The following is a 9,454-nucleotide window of genomic DNA, read 5'->3' as shown; positions in this document are numbered from 1 at the left end:
ACATGAACACACTTCTCAAGCGGCTCCGCAGCTTCCTGTTTCCTGGTGTCGATGATGGCAATGATCCGGACGCTGGTGATGACCCTGCTGGTGATCCGTCTGCTGGCGACCCAGCTGCAGGCGCGGACGACCTAGACGACCTCGAAATCGACCTTGTTGAGGACACACCGGCACCGACCGGGCGCGCCTCTTCGTCGGATGACCGCCTCGCACGCCTCGAAGCCGAGGTCGAGCGTCGTGGTCGTCTCGCAGCAGAAGCGACGCGGAATCAGCCGCCGCAGGCCGATCCGGAATTGCAGCGCGAAGAAGAGCGGTTGCGCTCAGCGGACATCACAGATCAGGAGCGCTGGCAGATAAACGCCAATCGCGTCCTGCGCGATACGCAGCGGCAGGCCAATCAGGCGCTATTCCAGGCACAGGACATCGCTGATCGCACGCAGTTCGAAGCCAAGATCGCCACCGATCCGCGGCGCGACAAGTATCGCGACCGGGTCGAGCAGGCCGTGCAGGAAGAACGTCGGGCAGGGCGCCACGCATCGCGCGAGTCTGTCTACTTCTACATGCTCGGAAAGGACATTGCCGACGGCAAGCTGAGACCGAAGGCAAAGGCGAAGACGCCGGCTGCCGACATTCCGCGCGGCCGTGCGCCTAACACACGCTCTGATGTACAGGGGCGAGGCCGCGCCACCGAGCATGACAAACGTCGAGCACGTCTCGAAAACCAGAACATCTGACCAACCAGCAAGAGGACACCATGATCGCAAACCAACTGGCCCTTCTGCTGGGCCTCATGTTTCCCGGGGTGACGAACCAGTCGTCCAGTTTCACGGCCGACGTCGAAGCGTACATCCAGGAAGAAGTCGAACCGCTCGCGCGCCGCCAGCTCGTCGCGTATCAGTTCGGCAAGCCGCTCAAGCTCGACACGAACCGTGGCACGACCTACACGGCTTCGCGCTACCAGCGCCTGCCACTGCCGTACGCACCGTTGCAGGAAGGTGTAGCGCCCCCGGGCGAAGCGATGACGCTGCAACAGGTCACCGCCACCGCGCAACAATGGGGTGACCGCGTCATCATCACCGACGTCGCGAACCTGACCATCAAGCACCCGCTGTTCCAGCAGGCCTGCGAACTCGTCGCGCTGCAGCTCCCGGAAACGCTCGAGCGCAACACGATGAACACATTGCTGTCGACAACGCAGGTGAACTACGCGAACGCGAAGACGAGCCGCGCGAACCTGTTGAACACCGACGTGATGACGCCGCACGAGAACAACCGCCTCGTCGGTTCGTTCCTGACGTACGGCGTGCCGCGTTTCCAGGGTGACGAGCGCGAAGACATGATGATCGAGGCGGGCGCCTATCGTGATCCGTCGAAGACGCCTGCTGTCACGCAGCACTATGTCGGCCTGATTCACCCGCTGTCGGCGCAGGACATGCGCGAAAACAGCACGGTGGCGACTGCGTGGTCGTATAGCGACATTAACCGCCTGTACAACAACGAACTCGGCGCATTCGGCGGTACGCGTTTCGTCGAGTCGAACATGGTCCCGTTCTGGACCGGTGTCGCGGCGATCAACGGCACGGCATCGGCAAGCGGCGGCCAGCTGGCCACGGGTACGTACTACGTGCAGGTCACGGCCGCACCGGCACAAACGTCGGTCGAACAGCAGATCTATCAGGTGTCCTCGTCCGTCAGTGTGACAGGCCCGACCGGATCGATCGCCGTGACCCTGCCGCAGCTGGCTGGCTACATCTTCAACGTGTACATCGGCACGACGGCTAACCCGTCGAATCTGGCTACGGCGATCGGCAACGGCGTGCCGGTGACCGGCGTGTTTGCCGGTCAGGCGACCCAGTTACAGCCGAATCAGACTGTCACGCTCACGGGCGTCGGCGCATCGCAAACGCCGCCGGCTGCTCCGGCAACGGGCGTCTCGGTGTACCCGGTGATCTACATCGGTAATCACAGCTACGGTCAGGTGCTGCTCGAAAATCCCGAGTTCCACTACCTGACTGGCGCTGATAAGTCCGATCCGCTGAACCAGACGCGAGTCGTGTCGTGGAAGGTTTTCTACGGCTCGATCATCCTCAACCAGGCGTTCCTTGCACGTGTCGAATGCGGTTCGGCATTCAGCGCGGGCTATAGCGCCGGCACGCAGGCTTAAGGAGTAGCTGATGCCCCCGCGTACACCGCAGGACGAAAACAAACCGCCGGTTGATGGGCAGCCGGACGGTGCCGACTCCGCTGAAACGCTGAAAGCGCGCATTGCCGAGCTCGAGGCAGAACTGGCGAAGTCCGCCGCGGCCAAGGATCTCGCCGAGGAAGAATCTGCGCGCCTGTCCGCGCAGGCGCAGTCGGCGATCTTCACGACCGGGGTTGTCGAGCGCCCGGCCGGCAAGGCGGACGACGGAACCGATCTCTGGTGGTACCGGATCGATCTGTCGCCGTCAGGCGGTACGGAAATCAAGATCAACGGTTTTCCGTACTACCACGGCCAGACGTACAAGCTGACGACCGATCTTCTTCGCTCGATCAAGGAGATCGTCGCCCGCACCTGGGACCATGAAAACAACATCATGGGCGCCAATGAAAACCTGTTTCGTCGCGCGCAGGAAAAGGTTCTGCGCGGTGGCGATCGTCGTTCGTAAGAGGAACCATGACGGAAAAGAGCGAAGTCCCGGTAATCGGCAATTTCTCGATAACGCTGCCAGCGCCGAATGGCGCCCAGTTGTCGGTGAGCGGCTACGTCTATGGCGAAGAGTCGAAGGAATCGCTCGACGAACGTATGGACGTCTGTCGTGAGTCGCTGTTGCGCCAACAACGCATCCTTGAGATTCCCGTTCTCCAGGAGAAAATGAAAATGCTCGAGCAGACGAAGGCCGACGTGTCGGCAGCCTACGTCGATCTGCTGGAGCGTAAGAAAAAGAAGAGCTCGCTGACCAGCCAGGAAAACGCAAGCCTGAGCAACTATCCGAATCAGATCAAGACGATCGATAAGGAACTCGAAAAGGCTCGTTCGAAAATCGCCGAAGCGCAAAAGGCCGGGTAATGGCTTACCTCCAGGCCAGTCAGATAGTCGCGCGTGCGTGCGCGATCGCCAAATGCCCCGGCTTCATCCAGCAGGGCGGCATCTATCTGAATATGGTCCTGGAGGATCTGTGGTTGCACCGTGATCTGAAGATCAACCGGGTGACCGAGTTCATCACGGTGCAGGCGAACAACTACGGTCCGTTTACGCTGCCGCTCAATTATCTGCGCACGTACGACCTGTTTTTCCAGCAGAACAACCTGCCGTACTTCCTGAATCCGATTTCCACCGAGGAGTGGGATCAGGAGTTCAAGGATCCGTCGATCGCGAACTATCCATACGAGTACATGACGATCCTGCTCGACGAGACGAGCGCTCAGGCGGCGGCCTCGGCAGGAACGATATACATCTACCCGCAGTCGTCTGGTCTGATCACGCTGACGCACCGATACATGGTGAAGCAGCCGGACATCACGGCGCCTGAGACGTCGGCCGTCATCCCGTGGTTTCCTGATCAGCAGTACCTGATCAAGCGCACGGCCGCCGAACTGATGGGCGAGTCTGACGATACGCGGCAGGAATCGTATCTCGCACAGTGCGAGAGCATGCTGCGCACGCACCTCATCATGGAAGGTGACGAACAGGCCGTTGTGAAATCCGTACGGCTCGATCCGCGGCGCTTCCATTCAAACCGGACGCTCAAGCCGACGAAGATCACTGACTAGGAGCGGCCATGGCTATTCGCAACGGCAAGCCGGTCCAGTTCACGCCGAAAGGACTTTGCGATGCCTTTGATGCATCGCAGGCTTTTCCGGGCGCCTGTCAGCTGTTGTCGAATCTGGTATTCGATCAGGCGAATCCCGAGCTCGTTGTGTCGCGGCCTGGAGTCGGCGCTGCGGCGACCACTTTCTCAACCTTCACGACTCCGACGTTTGTCTCGGTGTACATCGTAATTGGTGTAGTCGCTTATGGAATGCTCTCGAGCGGGCGTAATTCCGGTAAGGACGAACCGTTCGCGTACAACATTCTGACGAACACGTTCATCACGATCAGCGGCGTCACATCGGCCAATACGCCGACCTCGCCGGCCACGAGCGGCCAGTGGACACCACCTACAATGGCGGTGATCAGCACGAAGATCATCGTTACGCACCCGGGCTTCAGTGGCACCGGGTCGAACTTCTTTGGCGTGATCGACATCACCACGCCAGCTACGCCCGCATGGAGTTCTGCGAACCTCGCGACGAATGCACTCCCGGGTGTGCCCACTGCGGTTGCGAACTACAACAACCGCGCGCACTACGCGGTGGGCAATGTTGATTATTTCAGTGACGTGCTGGTGCCGACCACGCGGACCAACGCTACCCAATCGGTTACGGTGGGCGACACCACGTCGATCACTGCTTTCTCAGGGCTCCCGATTCAGACCACATCGGCCGGCGTGATCGGTGCGCTGGTCATTTTCAAAAGTTCGCAGATCTGGCAGGTAACCGGCGATCCAACCACCAGCAATCTCGCGTTGAACTACATCACGCTGACGACCGGTTGCATCGCACCGCGCAGCATCGTACAGGGGCCATTCGGGATTTTTTTTGCAGGTCAGGATGCACCGTACATCCTGAATTTTCTCGGAACGCTCGTACCGCTATCGAGCCGGCCGGGTACCGATTTTCCAGCGGATCTGCAGGTGCCATTCCAGAACACCACGCAGCCAACGCGGATCTCGGCCTCGTTCTCCGGAAACATCTATCGGGTCTGTGTGCCGACGCTGATTCAGGGGCAGGCGCAGACGAATGACTACTGGTATGACATTCGCCGCAAGCGCTGGACCGGGCCGCACTCATTTCCCTATGACTGCGCCGCGCAGTATGGAAGTGAATTCATCATCTCCAGCGCTGCGCAGGGCGCTGCGCTGTTTGTCAGCAGCACGATTCCTAATTCGAACAGCGCATTCAATGATGCTGGAACGAATCTGATCGGCCATTTGCGCTCGTCGACGTTCCCGAAAACCAATCACATGGCCGAAGTGCAGGTAGTTGAATCGACGATCGAGCTGTCATCTTCGGGACTCGCGACAACGTACAACCTAACAGCCTATGACGATCAGAACAACACGCTCGGCTCGACGTTCGTGCAGACGCCGCCTGTTGGATCGTTATGGGGCAGTTTTCAGTGGGGTGCGGCGAACTGGGCGTCGAGTTTCAGCATTCCGCACGTGTACACCATACCGTGGACCTCGGCGCTCGTATTCCAGAAGATGGCGATCGACGTATCAGTAACGTCGGCTGAGGGTGTCCAGATTGGCACGTTCTACGCGCGGTATGCGGACACAGGTTACACGAATCAGGGGTGATATATGTCGATCATTGGGGCTTTGCCAGTCGCACTCGCAAACGGCACGACGGCCGATGCGTCCCAGGTCATGGCAGACCTGAATTTCATTGTGAACGCGGTAAATGCGGGCGCGCAGCCGGCTGGATCCTATTCCACTGCAGGAACGCTTGACGCACCGTCTGGAACCAGAATGTCCTTTCAGCAGGCGGCTGCGCCAACTGGATGGGTAATCGATACAACCATTACGAACCACACATGCCTGTATGTGGCGAGTGGCGGAGCGATTATCACGGGAAGCGCGGGCTATTCGTCATTTGTGGCGGGCTCGTGGAACGTATCTGCACACGCCTTGACAGCGTCAGAAATTCCATCGCACACGCACGGTGTTGCGCTCGCAACGGGTCAATACAACAGCGGCGGCGGTAGTGGGTTTCTGACTAATGCCACCAGTTCCGCACCCTTTAATGTGACCACCGATGGTGGCACGGGCGGAGGCCAAGGGCACGTTCACTCGGTTACCACGAGCTGGAACTACATCACCATGTGCATCGCTCAAAAATCATGAAAAAGTGTCCACTTCTCAAGAAGACCTGCATCGAATCTGAATGCATGTTCTGGATTCACATGCTCGGAACGCATCCGCAAACCGGCCAGCCTGTTGATCAGTTTGACTGCTCGATGCGCTGGCTGCCGATGCTGCTCGTTGAATCGTCGCGGCATACGCGTGGTGTGCAGGCCGCCGTCGAGTCGACGAGAAACGAGATAACCGCGCGTCAGGACGTACTGAATTCGGCAGTAAAAGTGGCGCAGCGCACAACGAACCAGCTCGAAGACCGCTGAAAAGCACGCTTTTGTTACGGGGGAAAAGAATGGACGATAACCGCACTCTGACCGAAGCCGACGTCAAGGCGATCGCCGCACAGATCGAAATCGGCATAACCCAACGGTTCCAGCTGAATGTAGGGCGGGGCGTCATCGTGATGGCATGGAAGGTCGTCATGTACGCGCTGGTCGCGCTTGCAGCATACGGAGCCGGAGGCGGGTTCAAGAAGTTCTTTTAGGAGTTTGCCATGAGCATCTGGACTGGTATCGAAGCGGAATTCAACGCGATTGTCGGCGATGTGAAGTCGGTTCCCGAAAAACTCGAAGCGCTGGTTGGCTTGCATGCAAAGGCACAAACCCTCTCGACGCTCGAATCGTCCCTCACGACCATCGTCGAAGACACGACAAAGGCCGCTGCCGACAAGGTTTCGGAAATCCTTGCGGCGGTAGGCAAAGCGTGAGTTCGTTCGACGATGCTTTCGTTGCGCTAATGGGTAACGAAGGCGGCTATTCGAACAATCCATCTGATCCGGGTGGCGAGACCATGTGGGGCATTACTGCCCGCGTGGCGCGCGCGAACGGATACATGGGCGAGATGCGCCTACTTCCGCAGGCGGTCGCGAAGCAGATCGCGAAGATGGTCTACTGGGATCCGTATTACTGCGACCAGTTCGATCCACGCGTCGCTTTTCAGGTCTTCGATGCGGCGTATAACGGCGGAAAGCCTGTCACGTGGCTTCAGACTGCTGCCGGCGTGAGCGCCGACGGCCACATCGGTCCAGTCACCATCGCAGCGGTTAATTCAACAGATCCGCGCGCTGTCGTGATGCGCTTTCTCGCCTATCGCCTGAAATATATGGGCGATCTATCCACATGGCCGGCGTTCGGTCACGGCTGGGCCAATCGCATAGCGAGCAACCTTCTGAAAGGAGCGGCGTGATGGCTGCATTCGATCCGATTACTGCTGTTTCGAACGTGGTCGGCCAGGTCATCGACCGAGTCTGGCCCGATCCCGCTCAGGCATCTGCGGCGAAGCTGCAGTTGCTCCAGCTTCAACAGACCGGCGAACTCGCACAGATCACCGGGCAGATGCAGATCAACCAGTCCGAGGCGCAGAGCACCGATCCCCTACAGCACTGGCGAGGTGGCATGGGCTGGGTCTGTGTGGCGGGATATGCGTGGAATTTCGTGCTCCAGCCGTTGGTAAATGCTGGCGCCCAGGTGGCGGGACACCCCTTGAATCTCCCGCCGATGGATCTAAGCGAACTGTCGACGCTGACACTCGGGATGCTCGGCCTCGGCGGTCTGCATGTCGCGGAACGTATCAAGGGCGCCGCATGAAGCATCTTGTCAAAATCGCCCACAGCATCGATACGGCGCCGCTCCTGCTCGAAATCGCGCGGCAGCCTAACCTGTGGAACCGTCACAAGATCCGCAAGGAAGCGATTGGCTCGCCGCATTCGGAAATGTCCGATATCTGGCTGCGATACAACGATGAGAAACCGTACAAGGAAAAAGGCGACTACACCGGGTTCAATGACGAGCACGACGCCGTGTTCTATCCCGAGTGGTACTCCTTGCCCAGTGTGCGACCAATCGTCAAGTTTCTGAAAGATCGCGTCGATGCGGTGCGCCTTGGCGGAGTGATGATCACGAAAATCTCGCCGGGCGGCAAGATCGATCCGCACATCGACGACGGCTGGCACGCGAGGTATTACAACACCAAGTTATATGTCGTTCTGCAGTCGAATCCGCAATGCGTGAACCGCGTGGAAGAAGAGCGCGTCGCGATGGCGCCGGGTGAAGTCTGGTATTTCGACAACACGAAAGAGCACGAAGTTGTGAATGACGGGCTGGATGATCGGATCACCCTGATTGTCTGCCTGAGGTGTGAGCGATGATGTCGCCTGCATTTGTGACCGCCCTGGTCGACTTCGGCATCAAGCACCACTCAGCGGGTGGTGTCTATATGCGCGAGCAGCAACTGGAAGCTGGAAAGGAAGTAGATAAACACCTGCACCCGTACGACCACCTGAGCTTCCTGTGCAGCGGATCAGCCATCGTCGAAGTGGATGGCGAGCTGAAGCATCTTGAAGGCCCGTGCGCGATCGAGATCAGGGCAGGGAAGCAGCACCGGATTCAGGCAGTCACCGATATCGTCTGGCTGTGCATCCACGCAGAGAGCGTTGCCGATCCGGAAATCATTGTGAAGGAGTGACATCATGCCGTGGAGCGTAGCCGCAGCAGTTGGCGCAGCCGCCGTCGGCTCTGCCGTATCCGGTGCGATGGCGCCTTCTCCTTCCGGCGGGAGCGGCGGCTCAGGCTCGTACTACGTCCCCACTGGTCTAGCCAGTACCGATCAGGGATGGCAGGGGCTGCAAAACAGCAACATCGATACCTACTACAACAACGCCCAGCCATATAACGCAGTCGCGCAGCAGTCGGCCGGCGCAGGTCTCAATGCATACAACCAGTACGGCGGAGCTTATCAGAACGCGGCAAATGGCGCGGGCGTCGGCTACGGCAACCTGGTTGGCATCATGAACAACCAGGCGAATCTCGATTTCAATACGCAGAATTCTCTGCTCGGTGCCGGGCAGCAGGTGTACCAGAACGCACTGGATCCACAGAGCGCGCTCTATAACCGTTCTGCCCAGCAATTGCAGGATCAGACAGGAGCCACGAACTCCATGTACGGACTCGGCTCGTCGGCCGCAGGTGCCGGTGTCGCCAATCAGGCCATGTCGAACTTCAACATCGACTGGAACGCGCAACAGCTTCAGAACCAGATTGCCGGTCTCCAGGCGTACGGGCAGGCAGCGAATCAGGCCGGCCAGTACGGCACGGCGGGGCAGAACGCCGCGGCGTCTGCGCCGGGTTACCAGTTGCAGGCCGGCGCAGTGCCGTATCAGACCGCGCAGTCGATTGCGGCCACGCCCGGGCAGATCGCGGGTCAGTACGGTTCGTACCTGAACCAGAACGTATACGGTCCTGCCCAGTCGATCCAGTCGCAGGCGATCCCGTACATGAATAACGGACAGGGCGCGCAATCGCTGCCGTACCAGAATGCTTACAACAACGCGCAAGCCACTGGCGGCGCAATAGGCAGCGCGGTCTCCGGCCTCGGCAACTCAGTACAGAACACGAACGCATATCAGAACTTCGTGAATCCAGCTGGCGGCTCGTTTAGCGGGGGCGATTTCTCGAACGCGTTTTCGTCGAGCCCTTACTACAGCGGTGGTGGTAACAGCTACGGCTTCACGATGTAGG

Annotated in this window: 15 protein-coding genes; all 15 read left to right on the top strand. The window is 59.2% G+C overall.

The features are described from left to right. Positions 1 to 2 precede the first annotated feature (2 nt). From ACUN0E_RS36655 to ACUN0E_RS36585, 15 genes are read left to right on the top strand one after another with little or no spacing between them, the layout of a single operon-like run. Positions 3 to 734: a hypothetical protein gene (locus ACUN0E_RS36655; RefSeq protein ID WP_445569675.1), complete on the top strand. Its 732-nt coding sequence runs from the start codon at positions 3 to 5 to the stop codon at positions 732 to 734. A 20-nt stretch (positions 735 to 754) separates the two neighbouring features. Beyond that, positions 755 to 2,164, top strand: coding sequence for a N4-gp56 family major capsid protein (locus tag ACUN0E_RS36650; RefSeq protein ID WP_445569674.1), 1,410 nt, complete (start codon positions 755 to 757; stop codon positions 2,162 to 2,164). Positions 2,165 to 2,174: 10 nt separating this feature from the next. Further along, entirely contained in the window at positions 2,175 to 2,648 is a 474-nt protein-coding gene (locus tag ACUN0E_RS36645) for a hypothetical protein (protein WP_445569673.1), read from the top strand. 8 nt (positions 2,649 to 2,656) lie between these two features. Continuing rightward, positions 2,657 to 3,049, top strand: a complete 393-nt coding sequence (locus ACUN0E_RS36640; protein WP_445569672.1) for a hypothetical protein — start codon at positions 2,657 to 2,659, stop codon at positions 3,047 to 3,049. Then, positions 3,049 to 3,753: a hypothetical protein gene (locus ACUN0E_RS36635; RefSeq protein WP_445569671.1), complete on the top strand. Its 705-nt coding sequence runs from the start codon at positions 3,049 to 3,051 to the stop codon at positions 3,751 to 3,753. The genes ACUN0E_RS36640 and ACUN0E_RS36635 overlap by 1 nt, the downstream gene beginning before the upstream one ends. An 8-nt stretch (positions 3,754 to 3,761) precedes the next feature. Beyond that, positions 3,762 to 5,381: a hypothetical protein gene (locus ACUN0E_RS36630; RefSeq protein WP_445569670.1), complete on the top strand. Its 1,620-nt coding sequence runs from the start codon at positions 3,762 to 3,764 to the stop codon at positions 5,379 to 5,381. Between the two features lie 3 nt (positions 5,382 to 5,384). Then, positions 5,385 to 5,927: a hypothetical protein gene (locus ACUN0E_RS36625; RefSeq protein ID WP_445569669.1), complete on the top strand. Its 543-nt coding sequence runs from the start codon at positions 5,385 to 5,387 to the stop codon at positions 5,925 to 5,927. Positions 5,928 to 5,971: 44 nt separating this feature from the next. Beyond that, entirely contained in the window at positions 5,972 to 6,202 is a 231-nt protein-coding gene (locus ACUN0E_RS36620; protein ID WP_445569668.1) for a hypothetical protein, read from the top strand. Positions 6,203 to 6,231: 29 nt separating this feature from the next. Then, positions 6,232 to 6,423, top strand: coding sequence for a hypothetical protein (locus ACUN0E_RS36615; RefSeq protein ID WP_445569667.1), 192 nt, complete (start codon positions 6,232 to 6,234; stop codon positions 6,421 to 6,423). Between the two features lie 9 nt (positions 6,424 to 6,432). Next, positions 6,433 to 6,645, top strand: a complete 213-nt coding sequence (locus ACUN0E_RS36610) for a hypothetical protein (RefSeq protein ID WP_445569666.1) — start codon at positions 6,433 to 6,435, stop codon at positions 6,643 to 6,645. Continuing rightward, positions 6,642 to 7,124 carry a glycoside hydrolase family 108 protein gene (locus ACUN0E_RS36605; RefSeq protein WP_445569665.1) on the top strand — a complete coding sequence of 161 codons (483 nt, stop codon included), beginning with the start codon at positions 6,642 to 6,644 and terminating at the stop codon, positions 7,122 to 7,124. The genes ACUN0E_RS36610 and ACUN0E_RS36605 overlap by 4 nt, the downstream gene beginning before the upstream one ends. Then, the gene (locus ACUN0E_RS36600; RefSeq protein ID WP_445569664.1) at positions 7,124 to 7,525 is read left to right on the top strand and encodes a 3TM-type holin; all 402 of its coding nucleotides are present in this window, start codon (positions 7,124 to 7,126) and stop codon (positions 7,523 to 7,525) included. Before ACUN0E_RS36605 ends, ACUN0E_RS36600 begins: the two co-directional genes overlap by 1 nt. Next, entirely contained in the window at positions 7,522 to 8,085 is a 564-nt protein-coding gene (locus ACUN0E_RS36595; protein WP_445569663.1) for an aspartyl/asparaginyl beta-hydroxylase domain-containing protein, read from the top strand. Before ACUN0E_RS36600 ends, ACUN0E_RS36595 begins: the two co-directional genes overlap by 4 nt. Continuing rightward, on the top strand, positions 8,082 to 8,402 hold the full coding sequence (locus ACUN0E_RS36590; RefSeq protein WP_445569662.1) for a cupin domain-containing protein: 321 nt from the start codon (positions 8,082 to 8,084) through the stop codon (positions 8,400 to 8,402). The genes ACUN0E_RS36595 and ACUN0E_RS36590 overlap by 4 nt, the downstream gene beginning before the upstream one ends. 4 nt (positions 8,403 to 8,406) lie before the next feature. Further along, a complete protein-coding gene (locus ACUN0E_RS36585) occupies positions 8,407 to 9,453 on the top strand; it encodes a hypothetical protein (RefSeq protein ID WP_445569661.1) in 1,047 nt (348 codons plus the stop codon). Position 9,454 lies beyond the last annotated feature (1 nt).

The sequence above is a fragment of the Paraburkholderia sp. D1E genome (genome assembly GCF_052682275.1).
This window is presented reverse-complemented; position numbering and strand designations above follow the sequence as displayed.

What these genes read in the sequence shown, in the direction of transcription:
- ACUN0E_RS36635 (WP_445569671.1), top strand. Translation starts at nt 3,049, where the DNA reads ATGGCTTACCTCCAGGCCAGTCAGATAGTCGCGCGTGCGTGCGCGATC.
- ACUN0E_RS36650 (WP_445569674.1), top strand. Translation starts at nt 755, where the DNA reads ATGATCGCAAACCAACTGGCCCTTCTGCTGGGCCTCATGTTTCCCGGG.
- ACUN0E_RS36595 (WP_445569663.1), top strand. Translation starts at nt 7,522, where the DNA reads ATGAAGCATCTTGTCAAAATCGCCCACAGCATCGATACGGCGCCGCTC.
- ACUN0E_RS36600 (WP_445569664.1), top strand. Translation starts at nt 7,124, where the DNA reads ATGGCTGCATTCGATCCGATTACTGCTGTTTCGAACGTGGTCGGCCAG.
- ACUN0E_RS36640 (WP_445569672.1), top strand. Translation starts at nt 2,657, where the DNA reads ATGACGGAAAAGAGCGAAGTCCCGGTAATCGGCAATTTCTCGATAACG.
- ACUN0E_RS36615 (WP_445569667.1), top strand. Translation starts at nt 6,232, where the DNA reads ATGGACGATAACCGCACTCTGACCGAAGCCGACGTCAAGGCGATCGCC.
- ACUN0E_RS36590 (WP_445569662.1), top strand. Translation starts at nt 8,082, where the DNA reads ATGATGTCGCCTGCATTTGTGACCGCCCTGGTCGACTTCGGCATCAAG.
- ACUN0E_RS36630 (WP_445569670.1), top strand. Translation starts at nt 3,762, where the DNA reads ATGGCTATTCGCAACGGCAAGCCGGTCCAGTTCACGCCGAAAGGACTT.
- ACUN0E_RS36645 (WP_445569673.1), top strand. Translation starts at nt 2,175, where the DNA reads ATGCCCCCGCGTACACCGCAGGACGAAAACAAACCGCCGGTTGATGGG.
- ACUN0E_RS36610 (WP_445569666.1), top strand. Translation starts at nt 6,433, where the DNA reads ATGAGCATCTGGACTGGTATCGAAGCGGAATTCAACGCGATTGTCGGC.
- ACUN0E_RS36625 (WP_445569669.1), top strand. Translation starts at nt 5,385, where the DNA reads ATGTCGATCATTGGGGCTTTGCCAGTCGCACTCGCAAACGGCACGACG.
- ACUN0E_RS36620 (WP_445569668.1), top strand. Translation starts at nt 5,972, where the DNA reads ATGTTCTGGATTCACATGCTCGGAACGCATCCGCAAACCGGCCAGCCT.
- ACUN0E_RS36585 (WP_445569661.1), top strand. Translation starts at nt 8,407, where the DNA reads ATGCCGTGGAGCGTAGCCGCAGCAGTTGGCGCAGCCGCCGTCGGCTCT.
- ACUN0E_RS36655 (WP_445569675.1), top strand. Translation starts at nt 3, where the DNA reads ATGAACACACTTCTCAAGCGGCTCCGCAGCTTCCTGTTTCCTGGTGTC.